The organism is Hyphomonas sp. J20-32 (genome assembly GCF_055808555.1).
Map to the genome: position 1 here is coordinate 2,931,618 of NZ_CM147873.1, position 21,014 is coordinate 2,952,631.

At 63.0% G+C, this 21,014-nt stretch carries 19 protein-coding genes and 2 pseudogenes; 10 read left to right on the plus strand and 11 right to left on the minus strand.

Annotation, left to right across the window (positions count from 1 at the left end; all coding sequences use genetic code 11):
* Position 1: 1 nt before the first annotated feature.
* The 4 genes from AC0L7I_RS14140 to AC0L7I_RS14155 all read right to left on the minus strand — a co-directional run bounded on the left by AC0L7I_RS14140 (position 2) and on the right by AC0L7I_RS14155 (position 4,242).
* The gene (locus AC0L7I_RS14140) at positions 2-1,627 is read right to left on the minus strand and encodes a GMC family oxidoreductase (RefSeq protein ID WP_473397068.1); all 1,626 of its coding nucleotides are present in this window, start codon (positions 1,625-1,627) and stop codon (positions 2-4) included.
* Between the two features lie 71 nt (positions 1,628-1,698).
* Positions 1,699-2,385, minus strand: a complete 687-nt coding sequence (locus tag AC0L7I_RS14145) for a P-loop NTPase family protein (protein ID WP_473397069.1) — start codon at positions 2,383-2,385, stop codon at positions 1,699-1,701.
* A gap of 6 nt (positions 2,386-2,391) precedes the next feature.
* Positions 2,392-3,801 (minus strand): Wzz/FepE/Etk N-terminal domain-containing protein, encoded by a 1,410-nt coding sequence (locus tag AC0L7I_RS14150; protein ID WP_473397070.1) that lies wholly within the window; start codon positions 3,799-3,801, stop codon positions 2,392-2,394.
* Positions 3,802-3,972: 171 nt separating this feature from the next.
* Positions 3,973-4,242: a hypothetical protein gene (locus tag AC0L7I_RS14155; RefSeq protein ID WP_473397071.1), complete on the minus strand. Its 270-nt coding sequence runs from the start codon at positions 4,240-4,242 to the stop codon at positions 3,973-3,975.
* A gap of 260 nt (positions 4,243-4,502) precedes the next feature.
* Here AC0L7I_RS14155 and AC0L7I_RS14160 point away from each other — a divergent pair, with 260 nt between their 5' ends.
* On the plus strand, positions 4,503-5,444 hold the full coding sequence (locus AC0L7I_RS14160; RefSeq protein ID WP_473397072.1) for an isopenicillin N synthase family dioxygenase: 942 nt from the start codon (positions 4,503-4,505) through the stop codon (positions 5,442-5,444).
* Positions 5,445-5,804: 360 nt separating this feature from the next.
* Entirely contained in the window at positions 5,805-6,797 is a 993-nt protein-coding gene (locus tag AC0L7I_RS14165; protein WP_473397073.1) for an amidohydrolase family protein, read from the plus strand.
* Here AC0L7I_RS14165 and AC0L7I_RS14170 read toward each other — a convergent pair.
* From AC0L7I_RS14170 to thiS, 3 genes are read right to left on the minus strand one after another with little or no spacing between them, the layout of a single operon-like run.
* Positions 6,794-8,008, minus strand: a complete 1,215-nt coding sequence (locus AC0L7I_RS14170) for a TIGR03862 family flavoprotein (protein WP_473397074.1) — start codon at positions 8,006-8,008, stop codon at positions 6,794-6,796. The genes AC0L7I_RS14165 and AC0L7I_RS14170 overlap by 4 nt on opposite strands.
* The gene (locus tag AC0L7I_RS14175) at positions 8,009-8,782 is read right to left on the minus strand and encodes a thiazole synthase (RefSeq protein WP_473397075.1); all 774 of its coding nucleotides are present in this window, start codon (positions 8,780-8,782) and stop codon (positions 8,009-8,011) included.
* A gap of 48 nt (positions 8,783-8,830) precedes the next feature.
* A complete protein-coding gene (gene thiS, locus AC0L7I_RS14180; RefSeq protein WP_473397076.1) occupies positions 8,831-9,043 on the minus strand; it encodes a sulfur carrier protein ThiS in 213 nt (70 codons plus the stop codon).
* A 63-nt stretch (positions 9,044-9,106) separates the two neighbouring features.
* Between thiS and aroQ the strand changes: the two genes are divergently transcribed.
* The 4 genes from aroQ (at position 9,107) to aat (ending at position 12,204) form a co-directional block, all read left to right on the plus strand.
* Entirely contained in the window at positions 9,107-9,550 is a 444-nt protein-coding gene (gene aroQ / locus AC0L7I_RS14185) for a type II 3-dehydroquinate dehydratase (RefSeq protein WP_473397077.1), read from the plus strand.
* A gap of 6 nt (positions 9,551-9,556) precedes the next feature.
* Positions 9,557-10,036, plus strand: coding sequence for an acetyl-CoA carboxylase biotin carboxyl carrier protein (gene accB, locus AC0L7I_RS14190; RefSeq protein WP_473397078.1), 480 nt, complete (start codon positions 9,557-9,559; stop codon positions 10,034-10,036).
* Position 10,037: 1 nt separating this feature from the next.
* On the plus strand, positions 10,038-11,408 hold the full coding sequence (accC, locus tag AC0L7I_RS14195; RefSeq protein ID WP_473397079.1) for an acetyl-CoA carboxylase biotin carboxylase subunit: 1,371 nt from the start codon (positions 10,038-10,040) through the stop codon (positions 11,406-11,408).
* Positions 11,409-11,481: 73 nt separating this feature from the next.
* Complete coding sequence (gene aat, locus AC0L7I_RS14200; protein ID WP_473397080.1) at positions 11,482-12,204, plus strand: leucyl/phenylalanyl-tRNA--protein transferase; 723 nt, start codon at positions 11,482-11,484, stop codon at positions 12,202-12,204.
* 35 nt (positions 12,205-12,239) lie between these two features.
* On the opposite strand, the pseudogene AC0L7I_RS14205 reads toward aat, so the two are convergent.
* The 3 genes and pseudogenes from AC0L7I_RS14205 to AC0L7I_RS14215 all read right to left on the minus strand — a co-directional run.
* A pseudogene (locus tag AC0L7I_RS14205) lies at positions 12,240-12,593 on the minus strand (DUF2155 domain-containing protein); the annotation flags it as partial.
* On the minus strand, positions 12,590-13,144 hold the full coding sequence (gene mlaD / locus AC0L7I_RS14210; RefSeq protein WP_473397081.1) for an outer membrane lipid asymmetry maintenance protein MlaD: 555 nt from the start codon (positions 13,142-13,144) through the stop codon (positions 12,590-12,592). The gene mlaD and the pseudogene AC0L7I_RS14205, both read right to left, overlap by 4 nt.
* A complete protein-coding gene (locus AC0L7I_RS14215; protein ID WP_473397082.1) occupies positions 13,137-13,529 on the minus strand; it encodes an NADH:ubiquinone oxidoreductase subunit NDUFA12 in 393 nt (130 codons plus the stop codon). Before AC0L7I_RS14215 ends, mlaD begins: the two co-directional genes overlap by 8 nt.
* A 36-nt stretch (positions 13,530-13,565) precedes the next feature.
* Here AC0L7I_RS14215 and AC0L7I_RS14220 point away from each other — a divergent pair, with 36 nt between their 5' ends.
* The 3 genes and pseudogenes from AC0L7I_RS14220 to AC0L7I_RS14230 all read left to right on the plus strand — a co-directional run bounded on the left by AC0L7I_RS14220 (position 13,566) and on the right by AC0L7I_RS14230 (position 17,842).
* On the plus strand, positions 13,566-14,609 hold the full coding sequence (locus AC0L7I_RS14220; protein WP_473397083.1) for an FG-GAP-like repeat-containing protein: 1,044 nt from the start codon (positions 13,566-13,568) through the stop codon (positions 14,607-14,609).
* Between the two features lie 1,655 nt (positions 14,610-16,264).
* Positions 16,265-16,954, plus strand: a pseudogene (locus AC0L7I_RS14225) (TSCPD domain-containing protein); the annotation flags it as partial.
* A 141-nt stretch (positions 16,955-17,095) separates the two neighbouring features.
* Positions 17,096-17,842, plus strand: a complete 747-nt coding sequence (locus AC0L7I_RS14230; RefSeq protein WP_473397084.1) for a pentapeptide repeat-containing protein — start codon at positions 17,096-17,098, stop codon at positions 17,840-17,842.
* 67 nt (positions 17,843-17,909) lie between these two features.
* Here AC0L7I_RS14230 and aspS read toward each other — a convergent pair whose 3' ends face one another.
* Positions 17,910-19,742, minus strand: coding sequence for an aspartate--tRNA ligase (gene aspS / locus AC0L7I_RS14235; RefSeq protein WP_473397085.1), 1,833 nt, complete (start codon positions 19,740-19,742; stop codon positions 17,910-17,912).
* Between the two features lie 97 nt (positions 19,743-19,839).
* On the opposite strand from aspS, the gene rnd reads away from it, so the two are divergent.
* Positions 19,840-21,006 carry a ribonuclease D gene (rnd, locus tag AC0L7I_RS14240; RefSeq protein WP_473397086.1) on the plus strand — a complete coding sequence of 389 codons (1,167 nt, stop codon included), beginning with the start codon at positions 19,840-19,842 and terminating at the stop codon, positions 21,004-21,006.
* Positions 21,007-21,014 lie beyond the last annotated feature (8 nt).

Sequence of the window (21,014 nt, forward strand, 5' to 3'; positions counted from 1 at the left end):
TTCACGAGCGCCCTTCCGCCATGTCCCGCGATACCTTTTCGGCGATCATGATCGTCGGTGTGTTGGTGTTCCCTGATACAATCGTCGGCATCACGGAGGCATCGATCACGCGCAGCCCGGCTAGCCCATGAACCTTCAGGTCCTTGTCGACGACAGCCAGCGGGTCATCGGTCCGGCCCATCCGCGCGGTGCCGACTGGATGGAAAATCGTCGTCCCGATATCACCGGCCGCCTTGGCCAGGGACGCATCATCATCGCCCACGTCTGGCCCCGGCAACATTTCGTCCGGGTGAAACGGCGCAAGCGCAGGCTGTGCCATCAGGCGCCGGGTCATCCGAATGGCATCGGCCGCCACTGCCCGGTCCTGCTCGGTCGCGAGATAGTTCGGATGAATCAGGGGCCTGGCCTCGGCCTCGGCCGACACGATTTTCACTTCCCCGCGCGATGTCGGGCGCAGGTTGCAGGCGCTCGCCGTTATCGCTGGAAACCGGTGGAGCGGATCGCCGAACTTGTCGAGCGACAGCGGCTGGATGTGAAACTCGAGATTGGCCCTGTCCTGCCCTGCGTCTGACCGCGCAAAGATTCCCAGTTGCGAGGGCGCCATTGTCAGCGGACCGCGCCGCCGCACGGCATAGTCCAGTCCCATGCCCATCCGGCCGAGCAGGGAATGATAGGTCTCGTTCAATGTCCGCGTGCCCGACACGCGAAAGATCGCCCGTTGCTGCAAATGGTCCTGAAGGTTGCGCCCTACGCCCTGCCGATCAATCAGGGGAGCGATGCCCGCCGCCGACAACCAGTCAGCCGGACCAATGCCCGAGCGATGAAGGATCTGTACCGACCCGACCGCCCCCGCGCAAAGGATGACTTCCCCCTTGGCAACGGCCCTGCGCTGCTGCCTGCCTTGCTGGAAATCGACGCCCACAGCCCGCCCGCCTTCCATGACCAGCCGGTCCACCAGACAACCCGTTTCGGTTCGCAGGTTGCTCCGGCGCAAAGCCGGTTTCAGGAATCCCCGCGCCGCCGACCAGCGCAGGCCCCGTTTCTGGTTGACGTGAAAATACCCAACCCCTTCATTGTCGCCGGTATTGAAGTCTTCCGTTGCCGGAACACCCATCTCGCTGGCTGCATCGCTGACGGCATCTAGAATGTCCCAGCGCACGCGCGGGTATTCGACGCGCCATTCGCCGCCCGCCCCGTGATGCTCTGTCTCGCCAAGGAAATGGTCCTCTATCCTTTTGAACACCGGCAAGACATCTGACCAGCCCCATCCCGGCAAACCGAAGTCGCGCCAATGGTCATAGTCCGCCGCCTGTCCGCGCATCGAAATCATCGCGTTGATCGCCGACGAACCGCCAAGCACCTTGCCTCTCGGATAAGATAGCTGGCGCCCGTTCAGACCGGATTGCGCAACCGTCTCGAACATCCAGTCAGATCGCGGATTTCCGATGGCGAACAGGTAGCCGACCGGAATGTGGAACCACATCCAGTTGTCGTGTCCGCCCGCTTCGAGCAGCAGCACACGTTTGCCAGGGTCGGCTGACAACCGGTTGGCAACAACGCACCCTGCCGACCCGGCACCGATAATAATATAGTCGTATTCGCCATCGATCAGGTCTGCAGCTGGCAACGAGTCGGTCCTTGTCGGTTCGGCACCTGACTACATGAGGCTTCTTCACAGCGCCAGTCGCCAGCCAGGCCCTAGCTCGCGATCCGTCCGGCAAATCGTGCATCGGCCCGCATGCGGTTCAGCACCACACCGATGACATATCCGCCGCGGCTCTCGATGGCGAGTTGGGCTTCTGCAACCTCCTCGGCACCCGTCGATTCAGCCTGCACAACCAACACCACGCCGTCGGCTTCACTGGCGACATCCAACGCGACGTCCGAACGGTCCAGTGCTGGCGCGTCCACGACGATCCAGTCTGTCGACCGGCGCAGCGCCCGCCACCAGCCAGTCTGTGAGCGCAGGCGCACCGTCTGGCCGCGCGCCAGCCGCTCGGTCCGGAACCGCGTCACCAGCAAACGCGTTCCGGTCACGGGATGTGCCGTCAGAAGCTTCGCCGTACCGCCTTGGGCCGCCGGCATCAATTCATACATTGGCGCACATCCGAGCGCGGCGTCATACGCCCGTCCGGGCCGCGCGCCCCCGCCCGCAAACCCCGTCTCAAACGCAGTAAATGCCGCATTCCTGGTCAGTTCGAGATCGACCAGCCAGGCCGTCCGTTCAGCATGTTCCGCTGCCATAAGGGCAAACGAAGCTGCCATGCTGCTCGTGCCTTCGCCACTTCGCGCGGCGACAAACATGACTGTGCGAGCGCCCTGCTGAGGCCTCAGGCGTGTTGCGACGCTCCACAGCGTCGCCAGATCCGGTCGCAGGTCGCGCATCCTTGCTCAGACCTCCCGGACCGTTGCGAGCACAGGCAGGTCCAGCGTCCGCTCGACCGAGCGCCGCGTGGCAAAGCCCGTGCGGGTAAGGGCTTTGAGCAGCCCGGCAACAATAGCGGCCAAACAGGCCAGCAAGAAGGCCAGGACCACAACGATCGGTCGCGTCGCGATCGGCCTCAAAGGCACGTTGGCAGGCTCAAGCACGCGGATGCCGTCGAAGCGGCTCACGCTGGCGTCCACTTCCTGTCTCACCTCTGACATCAGGTCACGTTCCAGCAAATCCCGCTTGCGCATCAGCTCCTTGTAGCGGGGTTCGAGGCTGGTGAGGCGGGCCTGTCGCGCCTCGAATCCGGCGATCTGCCGCGCCAGGGCGGCCTGCTGGTCTTTCAGCGAAGCGGCTTCTGCCTGCAGGTCTCCAATAACCGACTGCATCTGCTCGTAGCGCGGGTTGGGGCCCGTTCGCACGGTGCCGACCGGCCGGCCCAGCGTATCGATGAAGGTTTCAGCCCGAGCGATGCGCCGGTCCATGTCCTGCACCACGGCAGACCCCGGCAAATGATCCACCAGCAGGGCTTCGCGCTCAAGCTTTAGGTCGATCAGGGTTTGCTCGGTCGAGTCCTCGACGAAGATGCGTTGTTGCGGCCGGATTGCCCTGATCTGTTGCCGATAGACGCCTAGCTGGCTCTCCACCTGCTGAAGGCGGGAATCTGTCTCGAGCAGGTCTTCGCTGGCGGCCTGGTAGAGCGCCTGTACGGTTTCGCGCTCTGCTTCGAAATTGCTGACACCCTGAACCTCAAGGAAGCCGCCAACAGCAGCTTCGGATTCCAGCAGCCGCGCTTCCAGTTCGGTCCGGTCGACCGATGGCCTGACGGCTTGCGGCTGCGCCAGCACTTGCGCGCGATAGGCTAGATAGGCCCCGACCAGCGCATTGAGTACTTCTGCGGATGTTTCCGCGTCTCCATTCCGGTAAGTCGCTGTGATGACGGGGGCCCTTGAGGCCGACCAGGCATGGAAGTCCCGCTTCATCGCGTCTGCGCTCATCTGGCGGCATTCAGCGGCTAGTCGGCGAAGCCCATCGGCATCCCCCCGCACCGCTCGGCTCCTGACTTCACAAGACTGGTTGAGCTTGGGATACAGGCGCGACATCGGAAACCGGTCGAGTACGCGGGCAGCAACCACCGGGCTGCGCAGGAATTCCAGCTCGGGCTGGACAAGGTCATCATGACTGGCGCCGCTGACGGATGACACGATCAGGCGCGAGCGCGATTCATACTGGTCAGGTCGTGACAGGGCCGCCGCAAGGCCGAGCGCAAGCACCGGCACGAACACCAGCAGCATGAGCCACTTTGCCCGCCAGAACTGCACAATCAGGTCAGCCGTCCCGAGAGGTGGCCGCGACGCGGACGTCCGGGCCATGCCATTTTCCGCCGGATCTCGGTTGGGGGCCTCGGTCACAGGCATGTCGATTGCGGCTCCTCACAGCGCGTCGCGTAAGGAATCAAACTCGCACGCTGCCGTTTGATATTTCATTAAGCTTAACAGCAGCGCCCGGACAGGAGCTTTTGCATCCGGGCGAGCCGCGAAAGCCTAGTTCATCAGTTTGAGCCACTCACGGGCCGACTGAAGGGCCTGCTTGACCTCGTCAGAGGTCATCATGTCGGCCAGTTCGGCGCGCTGGACCTTGGCTTCTTCCGAACCGCGCAGGGCGGCGAGGTTGAACCATTTGTGCGCGGCAATCATGTCGACTTCCACGTTCAGTCCGGTCGAATAGACCAGTCCTGCCTGGTAAAGTTCTTCGGGAGCCGAATCCGGTCCGAGCATTGAAGCGAGATCTATAGCGTAATCTGCAAAGGGCATTGTCTTGTTCCTGTTTCACCTTGCCGCCGCATCGCCGGGATCCTTCCCGTGTCCTGCTTTGGCATCCACCACCCGCCTTGTCCGGCGATGGGTGAAGAGTGCCGTCAGACACTTGCGTTATGGTTAACGCCGAACTGCTCGAAGAGGCAGAGTGTTACCGTCTGGGGTCGCCTCGTTAACGTCCGCCCGCTCGCAGGCCTCTGACAGCCCGAAAGCCATTTTCACTTTCCGGTCTCGCGACAATCTGGCAAACGAAACCCATGACCGAATATTTCAAACCGATCCCCTATGCGCTCTGGCGCGAAGACAAGGCCGCTTTTGCCGAAGCGCTGGGCAATTCCTTCCGCGAGACGGGCTTTGCCGTCATCGCTGGCCACCCTGTCGATCAGAACGTCATCGACGCGAACCTGCGCGCCACCAAGGCATTCTTCGCCCTGCCCGAAGAGGTGAAGCTCAAATATGATGGACGGTCCGGCGGCGGACAGCGCGGCTATACCGCCTTCGCCACCGAGAACGCCAAGGGCCGCGCTCAGGCCGATCTCAAGGAATTCTGGCACACGGGCAGGCTGCTGCCCGCCAACTCGCCCTATCGTGCGACCATGGCCGACACGCCGCATGTCGCGGAAGTGGACAATTTCGACCAAGCCACGCGCGCCCTCTTTGACGCGCTCGACCAGATGGGCCGAGACCTGCTGCGTGCCATCGCCCTGCACCTTGGCCTCGACGAGACATGGTTTGAAGACCGGGTCGAGATGGGTAATTCCATCCTCCGCCTGCTCCACTACCCTCCGCAGGCAAGCCCGCCGCCCGAAGGCACGGTCCGCGCTGGCGCACATGAAGACATCAACGTGATCACGCTCCTGCTCGGCGCCGAAGAAGCCGGCCTCCAGGTCAAGCACCGGTCCGGCGAGTGGCTGAGCGTCAACCCGCCAGCCGGCGCGCTGGTCATCAATTGCGGCGACATGCTGCAGCGCCTGACCGGCGGCGTCCTGCCCTCGACGACACACCGCGTCATGAATCCGGCCCCGGAACGCGCGAAGTTCCCGCGCTATTCGACGCCCTTCTTCCTGCACTTCAACCAGGATGTCCTGATCGAGGCCCTGCCCCAGTGCGTCGCCGAAGGCGGCAAGGCCCAGCCCCCGATCACCGCGCAGGACTATCTCATGGAACGCCTCCGCGAGATCGGCCTGGTAAAAGCCTAGAACTGAAAGCGAATGAAATTTTCCTTTCATTTCGCCTTGGTAGATGCATGGCATTCATTCCGGTTTGGCGTTCTGATGATCTGGTTACCGATCCTGGTTCTCGGTATCCTTTCGGCTGGTTGGTCACGTAGAATAATTATTTTTTGGGCACTAGTTGCTCCTCTCGCATGGGCAATCGGAGCAGTCATTCGCCTCGTCTGGTTTCGGACGTTCTATTACGACGGGACAAACCTTAAGGAGAGCTATCACCGGTTCATAAAGCGGAAGCCTGACGCCGCGCCACCCCTTGCCTCATCGTTTCATTGCGCCCTGAATGGGCGCACAGTTCACCAGAGGCTGACGGCAAGGCAGGAGGCTCCCATGTTCAACAATACAGAATGGCTCGCACATGTCCGCGAAGACGTGATCGATCCGGACCGCGAGATCGTCGACCCCCACCACCACCTCTGGCCCAGGCCCTTCCTCAGCTACGACCTCGAAGAACTCTGGTCCGACACCGAAGACGGCCACAATGTCACCCATACCGTGTTCATGGAATGCGGCGCCTCATATCGCGAGGATGGCCCGGACTGCTTCAAGCCGATCGGCGAAACCGAATTCATCGCGGCCGCCGCCGCCCGCTCCGCCGCCGATCCGGACAAGGCCACCATCGCCGGCTTCGTCGGCCATGCAGACCTCCGCCTCGCCAACCTGGACGAAATTCTCGATGCGCACATCGCCGCGGCCAACGGCCTGTTCAAGGGAATCCGCCACGCCGGCGCGCACGATCCGGATAGCGCCGCCTTCTCCATTCCCGGCCGTGCGCCCGTCGGTCTCTACCGCGACCCGGACTTCCGGCGCGGCGTCAAGCGCCTTGGGCAACGCGGCTTCACCTATGATACGTGGAACTATCACCACCAGATCCTGGATTTCGCCGAACTCGCCGCCGCCGTGCCCGGCACGACCATGATCCTCGACCATTTCGGCACGCCGCTCGGCGTCGGCCCCTACGAAGGCAAGCGCGACGACAATTTCGCCCAGTGGAAAGACGACATCGCCGCCGTCGCCGAGCGCCCGAACGTCTTCGCCAAGATCGGCGGCCTCGCCATGCCCGACAATGGCTTTGGCTGGAACACACGCGCCACGCCGCCGACATCCGACGAGTTCGTCGAGGCCCAGGCCCCCTACTACCACCATGCTATCAAATGCTTCGGGCCTGAGCGCTGCATGTTCGAAAGCAATTTCCCGGTTGACCGCCTGTCCATCGGCTATCGCACGCTCTGGAACGGCCTGAAGAAGATCGCGGCTGATTATCCGGAGGCTGACCAGAATGCCATGTTCAGCGGCACCGCCCGCAAGGTCTACCGGATCTAGGTCCGCGCCAGCCAGTCAGCGGCGCCCTCGCCTGCCGCCCGGCCCGTCGCGAGGCACGCCGTGATCAGGTAGCCGCCTGTCGGCGCATCCCAATCGATCATCTCCCCGGCGCAGAACACGCCCGGCATGTCGCGCAGCATCAACTGGTCGTCCAGCGCGCTCCACGCAACGCCGCCTGTCGTCGAGATCGCCTCGTCCAGCGGCGCCGTCCCGGCAATCGCCAGCGGCACGGCCTTGATCAGCCGCGCCAGCGCCGCCGGGTCGGCCGGCAATGGACCCCCGGTCGCCTCATGCAACAGCGCCAGTTTGACGCCTGACACGTTCACGCTCTTGCGCAAGTGATTGGCCATGGACTGCTTGCCGCGCGGTCGCGCGAGTTTGGCCGCGATCACGCCTTCATCCATATCCGGCAACAGGTCCACGAAGAGAGTCGCCTTGCCGTCCCGCGCCAGCTCATCCACCAGCGTCGCCGATAGCGTATAGATGCCACCGCTCTCGATCCCGCGCTCTGTAATCACGAATTCGGAACGCGTCTCCTGACGGCCGTGCGGGCCATCCGTCCACAGACGCACCGCCTTCACCGGATCGCCGGGAAACTTGTCCTTCATGTGGCTAGACCAGTCCACGAGGAATCCGCAATTCGACGGTCCGAATGGCGTCATTGCCACGCCCTTCGCCGCCAGAACGGAAGCCCATGCTCCGTCAGACCCAAGACGTTTCCAGCTCGCGCCGCCCAGCGCCAGCACAACCGCTTCGGGCACCGCCGTCACTTTGCCCGTCGGCGTGTCGAACACCAGCGCACCGGCTTCGTCCCATCCTTGCCAGCGATGACGCGGATACAGCGTTGCGCCGGCGTCCTGCAACCTGACAAGCCAGGCCCTCAGCAAGGGTGACGCCTTCATCATTTCCGGAAATACACGCCCCGTCGGCCCGGTATGGGCGGCAACGCCTAGTCCGCGCATCCATTCGGTGACCTCATGCGGCCCGAAGCCCCGCACCATGTCCGCAAGGCGCGCATCGCTGCGATAACGCGACAGGAAAATGTCCAGGTCTTCGGCATGGCTGATATTCAGCCCGCTCTTGCCCGCCATCAGGAATTTCCGCCCGAAACTCGGCATCGCGTCATAGATGTCGACGCTGATACCGCGAGAGACTAGCGCTTCAGCGGCCATCAGGCCGGCAGGTCCTGCGCCAATGATTGCGACGCGCAACTAGATCAGCCCGGCAAGGGGCGAACTCGGATCGGCATACATTTTCTTCGGCATGCGGCCCGCCAGGTAAGCTTCCCGTCCGGCAATCACCGCATGTTTCATCGCGCTCGCCATCAGGATCGGATCTTTCGCCGCCGCTATCGCCGTGTTCATCAGCACGCCGTCACAGCCGAGTTCCATGGCAATGGCCGCGTCCGACGCCGTGCCGACGCCTGCGTCCACGATCACCGGCACGCGGGTCTGTTCAACGATCAGGCGGATATTGACCGGGTTCATGATGCCAAGCCCGGACCCGATCAGGCTGCCGAGCGGCATGATTGCACAGCACCCTGCGTCTTCCAGCATCTTGGCGTAAACCGGGTCGTCCGAGCAGTAGACCATGACCTCGAACCCGTCCGCGATAAGGGCTTTCGCTGCCTCCAGCGTCTCCGGCATGTTCGGATAAAGCGTTTTCTGGTCGGCCAGCACTTCCAGCTTCACCAGATTCCAGCCGCCGGCCTCGCGTGCCAGTCGCAATGTCCGCACGGCCTCATCGGCTGTGTAGCAGCCCGCCGTATTCGGCAGGTAGGTGAATTCGTCCGGTTTGACGAAATCGGTCAGTTTGTCCTGGCTGGGGTCTGACAGGTTCACCCGGCGCAGGGCCACGGTGACAATCTCTGCCCCTGCCGCACGCGCCGCATCGGCGTTCTGCTGGTAACTCGCATATTTTCCGGTCCCGACAATGAGGCGTGACGCGTAGGATTTTCCGGCAATGATCAAGGGTGTGTCAGTCATGTGTGCTGATCTGGCCGCCTTGTCCCCGCCCGTCAACTCCTGACCCGGTCAACCGCCCCCGACGAACTGCACAAGTTCCAGCCGGTCTCCCTCTTCCAGCACGGTAAAGGCATGTTCCGACTTTGGCACGATCTCGAGATTGCGTTCCACGGCAATGCCGCGCGGGTCGCGCCCGGTGGCCTCCGACAGCTCTTCCAACAGCATCGACAGGGTCGTGCCTTGGTTAACCTGCCTCGTCTCACCATTCAGCATGATCTGCATGTCTGCGGCCTCCGGTTTAAAGCCCCCTTGCCTTGCCGGGCGTTCCAGAGCAAGACGGGGCCCATGTCAAAACCGATATATGTTCTCGGTGGGCCAAACCTCAACCTGCTCGGTACGCGCGAGCCGGAGATTTATGGCCACGAAACGCTTGAAGATATCCATACCCGCCTGCGCAGCCTGGCTGGCGGCGTGCCCTTGGAGGCGCGCCAGACCAATCACGAAGGCGAGCTGGTGGATTGGGTTCAGGAAGCCTCTCGTGCAGGGGCTGCCATCATCCTCAATGCCGGTGCCTACACTCACACATCTGTGGCCTTGCATGATGCCCTCAGGGCCTGCAAGGTGCCGGTGATCGAAGTGCACCTGTCCAACCCGGCGGCGCGCGAAGCCTTCCGCCAAGTGAATTACGTTGCGCCAGTCGCAAAAGCTACGATTGCGGGCCTCGGCGCCTACGGTTATGAGCTGGCGCTTCTGGCAGCCAAGTCCCTGACGGGCCAAGGAGATAATTAGCGTCCCATGAGCACTGCAAAGACAAAACTCGACACCGGCCTCGTCCGGGAACTGGCCGCGATCCTGCGGGAAGCAGACCTCGGCGAAGTGGAAATCGAGCATGACGGCCTGCGAATCCGGGTCAGCAAGCCGGTTGCGCCAGTCATGCAAAGCGCTGTCATGGCGGCTCCCGCCGCTGCCGCCCCCGTCGCGGCTGTTGCCGCTGCCGCAGCTCCTGCTGCTGCGGGCGCGCCCGCAGCGCCTGCCGTGTCGGACAATGCGATCAAGTCGCCCATGGTCGGCACCGTCTACCTCGCCCCCGAACCCGGCGCCAAACAGTTCTTCAACATCGGTGACAAGGTCAAAAAAGGCGATACGCTCATGCTTGTCGAAGCCATGAAAACCTTCAATCCGGTCGAAGCCGACCGTGCCGGCACGCTGACGGCCCTTTACGTCACCGATTCGCAGCCGGTGGAATTTGGCGAACCGCTGGCCCTGATCGAATAGCATGTCCCAGCCACGCACGATCAAGAAGGTCCTGATCGCCAATCGCGGCGAAATTGCCCTGCGAATTCACCGCGCCTGCAAGGAAATGGGCCTGTCGACAGTTGTCGTCCATTCCACGGCCGACCGCGACGCCATGGCTGTGCGCCTGGCCGACGAAAGCGTCTGCATCGGGCCGCCTCCCTCCTCGGAGAGCTACCTCAAGAAATCCCAAATTCTGGCTGCCGCCGAAATCACTGGCGCTGACGCCATTCATCCCGGTTACGGCTTCCTGTCTGAAAATGCCCAGTTCGCGGAAATGGTTGAGGCCCATGGGCTCGCCTTTATCGGCCCGACGGCTGAACATATCCGCATCATGGGTGACAAGATCGCCGCCAAACAGGCGATGATCGAGGCTGGCGTGCCCTGCGTTCCCGGTTCGGAAGGCGCACTGGGGTCAATCGCCGAAGCCAAGAAGGCTGCCAAGAAGATCGGTTACCCGGTCCTCGTGAAAGCCTCTGCGGGCGGCGGCGGACGCGGCATGAAGCTGGCGAAAACCGAATCCGAACTCGAAAACGCCGTGCGTACGGCCAAGACCGAAGCCAAGGCCGCCTTTGGCGACGACGCCGTGTATCTGGAAAAATACCTCCAGGGCCCGCGGCATATCGAGGTCCAGGTCATTGCAGACACTCACGGCAACGTGGCCCATCTCTGGGAGCGTGACTGCTCCCTCCAGCGCCGTAACCAGAAAGTCTTCGAGGAGGCGCCCTCGCCCGCCCTCAATCAGGCCCAGCGCGAGGAAATCGGCGGCATCTGCGCGCGTGCGATGGAAAAGCTCGGCTATCGCGGCGCAGGCACGATCGAATTCCTCTACGAGGACGGCAAGTTCTACTTCATCGAAATGAATACCCGCCTGCAGGTCGAGCATCCGGTCACAGAGATGATCACCGGCATAGACCTCGTGCGCGAGCAGATCCGCATTGCCGAAGGCAAGGAGCTCTCGTTTCGCCAGGAAGACGTCATGCTCGTCGGGCACGCCATCGAGTGTCGCATCAATGCCGAACACCCCGAAACCTTCGTGCCTTCTCCCGGCCTGATCTCGGATTTCCACGCCCCGGGCGGCCCGGATGTCCGTCTCGACAGCGCCGCCTATGCTGGCTACCGCATCCCGCCACACTATGACTCGCTGATCGGCAAGCTCATTGTCCACGGTCGCACACGCCGCGAGTGCATCATGCGCCTGCGCCGGGCTCTGGCGGAAATGGTTGTCGGCGGCGTCTTCACGACGCTCGACCTTCATCGGCGGCTCGTCGACAATGAAGACGTGCTGGCTGGCAACTACAATATCCACTGGCTCGAAAAATTCCTCGCCGAGAACAAGATTACAGCCGAATAAGCCGCAGGCCTTCTCCACAGCTGGTGCAGCCGGACCCATGGACAGGCGCAGCTGAGAGACTTATATTCGGGCCATGTCGTCGCGCTTCGGAACTCAGGACCTCCTCGCCTGCTATCGCCGGGGCGTCTTTCCCATGGCGGATTCGCGCGACGATCCGAACCTGTTCCTCGTCGATCCCGATATGCGCGGAATCCTTCCGCTCGATTCTTTCCACATCCCGCGGCGCCTGAAACGGACCGTGATCCAGGAACCCTACCGCGTGACTGCCGACACGGCGTTTACGCGCGTCATGGAGTTTTGCGCCGAGGAAAACGCGGGACGCGAAAGCACCTGGATAAACTCCGCAATTCTTAATCTTTACAGCACACTGCACCGGGAAGGGCACGCTCATTCCATCGAGTGTTGGGACGGAGACCAGCTCGTCGGCGGCCTGTATGGTGTCGCGATTGGCGGCGCGTTCTTCGGTGAGAGCATGTTTTCGCGCGCCACGGACGCATCAAAAATAGCGCTGGTCCACCTGGTCGCCCGTCTCATCGAAGGCGGATTCGCACTGCTCGACGCGCAATTCCACAACCCGCATCTCGAACAGTTCGGATTGATCGAGATTCCGCGCGCGGACTTCAAGGCGCGCCTGCGCGCCGCTCTGGCAATCACAGCGGACTTCTATTCCGGGGTCGGTTCGGTATCCAGCGATGGCGGAACATCGTCCAGCAGCGGCTCATCGGCCGGCGCAATAACGGGAGCCGGCAGCTTCACCGGAGCTGGCGCGGTACAGCGGATCACCCAGATGTCATAGACCGGGTGCTCCAGCGCGCTGAGGCCGGGCGACGATGCGTACATCCAGCCAGAGAAAAGTTCCGGGTTCTCCTCGCTGACAGTCTCCACCACATCGGCCGACACGGCAGCATCCATGGTTTCGACGGCAACAGGCTGCGTCGAATGGATTTTCAGGAAGGCGGCGCTTTCCGGCGCCTCTTCAGGCGGCGTCTGGTAGCAGGCCTTCAGTTCCACTTTCAGCGAACCGAAAACGACCGGCTCCCCGACCTTCACGTCGATGTCCGTCGACCGGCCGGTGATCTTGTCCAGCGCCCGCAAAGTCGCCTTGTCCTTCTGCACGAAGGTCGCCGCTTGCGCAGCGCCCATCAAGCCTAGCGCAAGGGCAGTTGCGGTAAGGAATCGGATCATTGTCCGTCATCTCCGGCAGGATAGGGATCTGTTGCCGGCGCAGGCGCTGTTGCTGCATCAAGCGGCGTGCTGGCTGCGTCGGCGCTGGCGGCATCCCCGCCACCGCCGCCGCCCGCGAACGAGGCAAACAAGGTCAGCAGGTCAACGCTGCCGCGTGTATACTGGATTTCTCCGGTGCCATCTTGGGGGATCGTGTCGAAGCCGCCGCCGGGCTCAAGGCCGATATAGCTGCCTCCGAGCAGGCCATCCGTCGAAATACGCGCATCGGTATCATCCGGCAGGGCCCATTTCTTGTCCAACGACAGGGTCAGCACGGCTTCAAACCGTTCCGGATCACCCTCGATTGATTTGACAACGCCGGCCTTCACGCCTGCGATCCGCACGTCGGACCCGCGCGATATCCCTGACACATTGTTGAACCGGGCCAGCACATTGTACTGGTCGCCCTTGGTTTCCGCATCGCCCCCCACAGCCAGTGCGAACCACAGGAAGACAGCTGCAACGCCGACGACCAGCACACCGACAAGGGTTTCGAAGAACGATTCACGCATCGGGCGCCCAAGCCTCGTAATCCCCGTCCGACTTCTGGCGCCGGGCGCCTTCTGAAAGGCTGCCTTTCGGTTTCACCGCATAAGGCGTGCCCGTCATGTTCGGCGTATGGTCTGTTTCCCAGTCGCGCCGCTCCAGCGGCATGTGGGTCGGTGGCTGGTCCACGGTATGGTGCAGCCAGCCATGCCAGTCTGCGGGCACTTTCGACGGTTCGGCCAGGCCCTTGTACATCACGTACCGGCGGTGGAGCCCTCCGAGCGATGTCTTGCGGTCCTCGAAATAGCGATTGCCGTACTCGTCGGTGCCGACATAGCCGCTGCGCCGCTTGATATCGAATGAGGCGCCCACGGTAATACCGCTCCACCAGGTGAAAATCTGCTTCAGCATGTTCTGCCTGTCCTGACGTGACTTGATGGCCGCAATATGGCGTCAGTCGGCCTGTTAATCCAGACTGCACCGGCAGGCAATGCGCCACACCCGCCAGAAGCGGCAGCCGAAAAGCCGATATGGCTGACTCAATCGCTTATCTGGCCTAGCATCGCCAATCTGGAAGCCGAGGCGAAAGAGACAGGTCGCATGAACGTGAACAGCAAATGCACCGTGATTGGCGCCCTGATCGCTGCCGGCCTTTGCGCGTCGAGCCAGGCGCAGGCCAGGCCCGAATCGCATGACCCGGCGCCCGCATACCGCTTTTCACCCTATATCGTTCTCGACGCCGCGAACGCCGGTACTGTGCAATCAGACGGCACCGCCCTCCAGGAAAGGCCCGCCCAGCGGGCTTTCCCGAACGATGGCACCGGCCAGTTCGCTCTGGCAGGCGGGCCGGACGGCGATATCACCAACATGGTCCTTGCAGACGTGAATGGCGACGGCGCGCCTGATTTGGCGATCGCCCGGCGAACGGGCGTCAGCCTCCTCCTGCCCGGAGATGGCCGCGGCGGCTTCACCCTCGCCACGCCCCTTCCCGGCACGGAAACCGGCGCGACCGGCATCGCTGCGGCGGATGTGGACGCCGATGGCGACACAGACTTGGCCATCGCCCGCGGGGACGGTCAGGAATGCCTAATCCTGCTCAATGACGGTTCGAGCCAGTTCATCCCCCACCCCGTCGCAGGCAGCGCCGGCAGCTACGCGCAAATCCAGCTCGAGGACCTCAGCGGAGACGCCCGGATCGATCTCGCGCTTTACGCCATCGACGGCGAAAGCCCGCTCTTTATCGGCGATGGCACCGGGCAATTCAGGCGCGGCGGTCGTCTCGACGCGCCTGACCAGGCCGTCGACGTCACCGGCCGGGCCGATTCGTTCGCCGATCCCACCCTGCCCAACCCGGGCCAATACGACCTTCCGTTCCGTATCCTGGTTGGGCCTGCCTCTGACGACGGGACGGGGTTCGCCCCGGGAATTGCGCTGGATGATACCAATGGAGACGGCCTGCCTGACCTGATCTTTGGAGAATCGCCCGAATAGGCGCGAAAACCGCTCCTGATCACCACAATAATCCGCTCAAGGCAGTTGAAGCGGCGCGCTGCACCCGTCACGCTCTGCGTGAGTGATTCGCGAAGGAGCCGCTTATGCCTGACCAGAGCCGGGACGAAATCCTGATCGCCGCCGAATCCGATGGCCTCATATCGCCTGAAATGGCGTTCGGCGCCCTCTGCCGCGCAGCCGGGCGCTCACCGGCCGACATGACACCTGGCGCCCTCGACGCGCTCGCTGCGTCGGCCTCCGCCGCCAGCCTGCAGAGCGTGTCACAGCTCGCGCTCGCCGAAATGCTCGAACGCCTCGGCCCGGCCCCCCGCAATGCCGAACTGGCCGAGGCGCTCGCCTCCGGCCTGCCGCAGGACCTGCTCGAGGAAGCGCTGCGCCTGCCCGGCGGCATCCTGCGTACGGCTGACGCCCTGCGCGCCGCTGCCGTCGATACGCCCGCGCCGCCTCCTGCCGTGTTCACCGCCCGGCCCGTCGACATCGCGCTCGAGCCATCCCTCCTGACTGCGCTGAAAGAAGGCGGCGAGATCATTTTCCTGCAGGAAGCCCTGCCGCCAGCCGCCGCACCTGCGCGACTTGTCGATGTCTCGCAAGCCGTCAGCCCTGACGGCTTCGAGGAAGGGTTCCTCGTCTCGGTCATGGAAGCTGTCGCCGCCGGCATGAAGGATGGCGTCATCGTCCTCACCGGCCTCGGCGCCGCCGTGATGGCGCTCGGGCTCGACTATGCTTCTGACGCGGGCATAGCCGCCGGCGCCGCCATTGCCGCCCTCGTGCGGTCTGCCGCCACGGGCACCGCCTTCAGCGCGAGCCATGCCCGGGCGCTCGGCCTCCAGGCCCGCAAGTCAGGCAGCAAGCGCCCCTGCCGCGTGCTCATCCTGCCCGTTACCGATCCAATGGCAGCCCTGCCCGATTGCGAAAGCGACGCTGCCGCCCCGGTCCGCGCCGTGCTGACCTACGGCGACGACGCCCCGAGCCTCACCCGCGCCGCGCGAATCGGCCTTGCCGCACGCGCGCCCGAAGCGCTGCCCGGCGTGCTCGACCGGATATCCGGCTCAGGCGCGCAGGATCTCGAGTCCTCGCTCGGCACCGCACGCCTGCGCGACCGGGGCTTTACCGAAGCCGCACTCGACCGTGTCAGCCGCGCCCTTGGCGAGGGCCTGCCGCTCAATGCCGCCTTCTCGCGCTGGGTGCTCGGCGACGAGATCATCTCGCATGACCTGAAACTTACCCCCGAGAATTTCGACGCAGACGGGCGCGGCGTGCTCTCGGCCATGGGCTTTTCCCGGGCAGACATCGCAAAAGCCGAGGCCGCCATCGATGGCGCCGGCGAGGCCATCGCCGCACGCGCGCTTCAGGAGTGCGGATTCGCGCTCGATGTGTCGCCAGCTGACGAAATCCGCTTCGCCGCCGCCTGCAACAAGGCGCTGGGTGGCGGTGTCATCGTGTCGGTCAGTCCCCGCGCCGGTCTCGACATGGCCGAGGCTGTCATCGCAGACGGCCTGTCGGCCCACCTGGTCGGCCATCGCGCGCCCGCCAGCGAGGACGTTCGTGACCGGATGGAACACATTCTCTCCCTCGCCGAAGAACTCGCCGACGAAGCCGACATGCCGCAATCCTCGCCGGAATTCCACGAGGCCCGGGCCGCCGCCCGCACGCGGCTGCCGGACAGGCGCAAGGGCTATATCCAGAAAGCCACCGTCGGCGGCCACAAGGTCTATCTCCACACCGGCGAATTCGATGACGGCAATCTCGGCGAGATCTTCCTCGACATGCACAAGGAAGGGGCCGCCTTCCGCAGCCTGATGAACAATTTCGCCATCGCGACCTCCATCGGCCTGCAATACGGCGTGCCCCTTGAAGAATATGTCGACGCTTTCGTGTTCACCCGCTTCGAGCCGGCTGGCCAGGTCACCGGAAATGATCGCATCACCCGCGCCACGTCCATCCTCGACTACATCTTCCGGGAACTGGCCGTGTCCTATCTCGGCCGCGACGACCTTGCGGAAGTCGATGTCACACATGACGGCCTTGGCCGCGGCGCCGGCGATGCCACGCGTGAGCCGGCCGAATTCACCGAGGAAGCCGCCCAGATTATTTCGCGCGGATTTTCACGTGGCCACCTGCCCGACAATATCGTCATCCTCGACAAGCGGCGCGCCGAGAAACAGGCCGAATCCGACCTCGACGCCGAAACCGAAGAGCTCGAATCGCCCGCCTATCTCGAACAGGGGTGTGAATCCTGTGGCAGTTTCACGGTCTTCGCGATCAGCGAAGATGGCCACACGGCCTGCGATACGTGTGGCGAGGAAGGCCGCGTCTCCAAATAATCGCGCAGGCCACAGGCACGGCTTTTGCTGGTTTTCCCAAGGGAAACGCTCGCGCGACAGTTTGGCAACACGTGTTGCACTTCTGCAGTTGTTACGGTTTGTTCAGTATAGCTGGATAAGACAAAGCGATATTCCGGATACATGACTGGCATGCTTTTTCGCCTCAACTTCCTGGCCGTGATCGCCCTCTTGGCTGTTTCGGTGCCTGCCTTTGCGCAGGGCAAACCGGTTGCCTGGCAACCTGGCTATGTCGGCTCGTGCGGCGGGTGCAACCTTGCCGGTCGCAACATGTCAGGCTGGACCCTTAGCGGCGCGAACTATCCCGGCGCCAATCTCGAATTCGCCTTCATGCGCGGAATTCAGGCCGCCAGCGCAAATTTCGAAGGTGCGAAAGCGTCCGGTGTTGACCTGCGCACCGCCGTCCTGACATCCGCCCGTTTCTCCGATGCCGTCCTGTCCAATGCGCGCCTCATGGGCGTTCAGGCCACCGGCGCGGAATTTCGAAAGACCATCCTGCGCGGCGCAAACATGCAGGGCGCGCTGATGGTCGGCGCCAATTTCTCGGATGCAGACCTGGGTGAAACCCAGCTCGACGAAGCCGACCTCTCCGGTGCAAATCTCACGGGCGCGAAATTCGACAAGGCCGTGATGAAGGCTACCATCCTCAATGGCGCCATCATGACAGGCGTCGTGATGACCGGCGCCGACGTCGCCGGCGCCTCATTTCGCGACGTGCGCTTTGTCGCGGCCGACCTCTCCGGCATGACCCATCACGACCTTGCCAATTTTACCGGCGCCTGCAGCTCGATCGACACGCTGATGCCTCCGGGCCTGCTGCTGCCCCTGTGCGGTGACGTCGTCGTGGCGGTCCATATCGCAGGGGAATAAGTCCTCAATACGATATGGGCGCTCAGGATGAGGCCCCGCTAAAATCTCTCGCCAGGAGATCGCAGCCTCAGGTCTTCGCCTGAGGCGCGAGTCGGATGTTCAGCTCTTTCAGCTGCTTGTCGTCGACAGGGCTCGGTGCGCCCATCAGCAGGTCACGGGCCTGGCCGTTCATCGGGAACAGCGTGACATCGCGGATATTCTCCGCATCTGCCAGCAGCATGACGATCCGGTCGACGCCCGGCGCGATGCCGCCGTGAGGCGGTGCGCCATAGCGGAACGCGTTCAGCATGCCGCCAAATTCGGCTTCGACGACTTCCGGTCCGTAACCGGCCATCTCGAAAGCCTTGAGCATCACGTCAGGCCGGTGGTTCCGGATGGCCCCCGATGACAGTTCGATACCGTTGCAGACGATGTCATACTGGAAGGCCTTGATATCGAGGATCTCTTCCTCGGTCTTGGCCGCATTCAGCGCTTCCATGCCGCCTTGTGGCATCGAGAACGGGTTGTGGCTGAAGTCGATCTTCTTGTTGTCTTCGTCATATTCGAACATCGGAAAATCGACGATCCAGCAGAAGCGGAACACGCCCTCTTCGATCAGCTCAAGCGACTTGCCGAGCTCATTGCGGGCGGCACCCGCCAGCTTGTAGGCCGCGCCCTTTGCACCTGCCGAGAAGAACACGCCGTCCCCGGCGCCAAGTCCCATATGGTCCAGCAAGGCGGCCAGATGGCTCGCCTCGAAGCCCTTGAGCACCGGGTCCTGACTGTCCACACCGCCGCCATCGGCCTCTTTCAGGCGCGCATAACCAAGGCCGGGCGCCTGCATTTCCTTCTTGGCCCATTTGTCCATGTCATCGAAGAACTTGCGGGACTTTTCAGCCGCAGCCTTCGGCGCGGGAATGGCGATCACCTTGCCGCCGCCCTTGATGATTTTTGCAAAGATGCTGAAACCGGTCTTGCTTTCATCTGCAAAAAAGTCGGTCACATCGGACAGTTCCAGCGGGTTGCGCAGGTCCGGCTTGTCGGAGCCGTATTTCGCCATCGATTCAGCGTAGGGAATGTGCACGAACGGTTCAGGCGGGACCGAACGTCCCTTGCCTTCCCAGTCAGCGAACTCCTCGAACACGCCGCGCATCACCGGCTCGATCGCGCCGAACACGTCATCCTGCGTGACAAAGCTCATTTCGATATCGAGCTGGTAGAATTCGCCCGGGCTACGGTCAGCGCGGGCATCCTCGTCGCGGAAGCATGGCGCTATCTGGAAGTAGCGGTCGAAACCCGACACCATCAGCAACTGCTTGAACTGCTGCGGCGCCTGCGGCAGCGCGTAGAACTCACCCGGATGCAGGCGCGACGGCACGAGGAAGTCACGTGCGCCTTCCGGGCTGGACGCGGTCAGGATCGGCGTCTGGTATTCGGTAAAGCCTTCGGCCGCCATGCGCCGGCGCAGGCTGGTGATCACGTTGGAACGCAGGATCATGTTCTTGTGCAGCGTCTCGCGGCGCAGGTCGAGATAGCGGTGCTTCAGGCGGATATCTTCCGGATAGTCCGGCTCCGCGAACACAGGCAGTGGCAGCTTTTCAGCCGCGCTCTCGATAATCAGCGTATCGGCAGGCAATTCCACTTCGCCCGTGGGCAATTCGGCATTAACCGCCTCTGCATCCCGCGCGATCAGCTTGCCGGTGACCGTCAGCACGCTCTCGGACGAGGCGCGCTTGGCGTCCTCGTAGAAAGGCGCGCCTGGATGGACCACGACCTGCGTCAGGCCATAATGGTCGCGCAGATCGATGAACAGTGCGCCGGCATGCTCGCGGCGGCGGTGCAGCCAGCCGGACAATTTGACGGTTTCGCCCACATGGGACGCGCGAAGTTCACCGCATGTATGGGTGCGATAGGCATGCATCGGATCGTTTCTCCGGAAAGGCAGTCATTAGAAATCAGGGGCGCAAGGGCATTTAAGCCCTTTCACTTGTCAAGGGCCTGCGATACGCAACCCGATCATGACTGACAACTCCTTGACTCCTATTACTGAGCAGTCGGCGCTCGAAGACCTGTGCGGCAAACTCGCCGAATCGGACTTCATCTGCGTCGATACCGAATTCCATCGTGAAACCACGTACTGGCCGGAACTCTGCCTCGTGCAAGCCTCCTGCCCCGGCGTGGAAGGCCTGATCGACCCGCTGGCCGAGGATCTCGACATCGGTCCATTCCTGCGCCTCATCGCAGCCGACAACCGGGTGAAAGTGTTCCACGCCGCCCGCCAGGACATTGAAATCTTCAATCGCCTCATCGGCCATCCGCCGGGGCCGATCTTCGACACCCAGATCGCGGCCATGGCGCTCGGCTTCGGCGATTCGATCTCCTACGACAATCTCGTCCAGCGCGTCGTACGCCGCCAGATCGACAAATCGAGCCAGTTCACCGACTGGATGCGCCGCCCGCTCAGCCAGAAACAGCTCGTCTATGCGCTCGGAGACGTCACGCACTTGCGCGATGTCTACCTGATCATGCGCGAAGAGTTGGAGAAAACCGGACGCATGGCCTGGGTGCGCGAAGAAATGGCGGACCTCGAAGACCCGGTCAAATACGACACGGACCCGATGAACGCCTGGCAGCGCCTGAAATTGCGCAAGCCCAAGAAGGATTATGCCGCCGTGGTTGTCGCTGTCGCCGCCTGGCGCGAGCGCCTCGCGCAGGACCTCGACAAGCCGCGCCGCCGCATTCTCAAAGATGACGCGATCCAGGAAATCGCCGCCCAGAAGCCTCGCAATGAAGGCGACTATGGCCAGCTGCGCGCCGTGCCCAGCGGCTTCGTCCGCTCGAAGCATGGCCAAAGCCTGATGGATGCCGTCGCCGAGGCCATCGAAAATCCGGACAAGTATGCCCCCGAGCTCGAACCGCGCGTGCAAAATGCGCAGATTCCGGCCGGCGCACCGGAATTGCTGAAGGTCCTGCTCAAACATGTCAGCGACGAGCACAATGTCGTGCCCCGGCTGATCGCCAATGCCGCTGATATCGACCGCATCGCCCGCGGCGAGACCAGCGAAGACATAGCCGCCATGACGGGCTGGCGCTTCGACATGTTCGGCAAGAAGGCCCAGGCCCTGCTCAACGGCCACCTCGCCGTCTCGTTTGAAGGTGGCCAGGTCCGGCTGTTCGACGTCTGAGCTGCCGG

Bases quoted from the DNA above. Each gene is read 5' to 3' on its own strand.
- AC0L7I_RS14145 (WP_473397069.1), bottom strand. From the start codon at position 2,385: ATGCGCGACCTGCGACCGGATCTGGCGACGCTGTGGAGCGTCGCAACA.
- AC0L7I_RS14150 (WP_473397070.1), bottom strand. From the start codon at position 3,801: ATGGCCCGGACGTCCGCGTCGCGGCCACCTCTCGGGACGGCTGACCTG.
- AC0L7I_RS14155 (WP_473397071.1), bottom strand. From the start codon at position 4,242: ATGCCCTTTGCAGATTACGCTATAGATCTCGCTTCAATGCTCGGACCG.
- AC0L7I_RS14160 (WP_473397072.1), top strand. From the start codon at position 4,503: ATGACCGAATATTTCAAACCGATCCCCTATGCGCTCTGGCGCGAAGAC.
- AC0L7I_RS14165 (WP_473397073.1), top strand. From the start codon at position 5,805: ATGTTCAACAATACAGAATGGCTCGCACATGTCCGCGAAGACGTGATC.
- AC0L7I_RS14175 (WP_473397075.1), bottom strand. From the start codon at position 8,782: ATGACTGACACACCCTTGATCATTGCCGGAAAATCCTACGCGTCACGC.
- thiS (WP_473397076.1), bottom strand. From the start codon at position 9,043: ATGCAGATCATGCTGAATGGTGAGACGAGGCAGGTTAACCAAGGCACG.
- aroQ (WP_473397077.1), top strand. From the start codon at position 9,107: ATGTCAAAACCGATATATGTTCTCGGTGGGCCAAACCTCAACCTGCTC.
- accB (WP_473397078.1), top strand. From the start codon at position 9,557: ATGAGCACTGCAAAGACAAAACTCGACACCGGCCTCGTCCGGGAACTG.
- accC (WP_473397079.1), top strand. From the start codon at position 10,038: ATGTCCCAGCCACGCACGATCAAGAAGGTCCTGATCGCCAATCGCGGC.
- aat (WP_473397080.1), top strand. From the start codon at position 11,482: ATGTCGTCGCGCTTCGGAACTCAGGACCTCCTCGCCTGCTATCGCCGG.
- mlaD (WP_473397081.1), bottom strand. From the start codon at position 13,144: ATGCGTGAATCGTTCTTCGAAACCCTTGTCGGTGTGCTGGTCGTCGGC.
- AC0L7I_RS14215 (WP_473397082.1), bottom strand. From the start codon at position 13,529: ATGCTGAAGCAGATTTTCACCTGGTGGAGCGGTATTACCGTGGGCGCC.
- AC0L7I_RS14220 (WP_473397083.1), top strand. From the start codon at position 13,566: ATGGCGTCAGTCGGCCTGTTAATCCAGACTGCACCGGCAGGCAATGCG.
- AC0L7I_RS14230 (WP_473397084.1), top strand. From the start codon at position 17,096: ATGACTGGCATGCTTTTTCGCCTCAACTTCCTGGCCGTGATCGCCCTC.
- aspS (WP_473397085.1), bottom strand. From the start codon at position 19,742: ATGCATGCCTATCGCACCCATACATGCGGTGAACTTCGCGCGTCCCAT.
- rnd (WP_473397086.1), top strand. From the start codon at position 19,840: ATGACTGACAACTCCTTGACTCCTATTACTGAGCAGTCGGCGCTCGAA.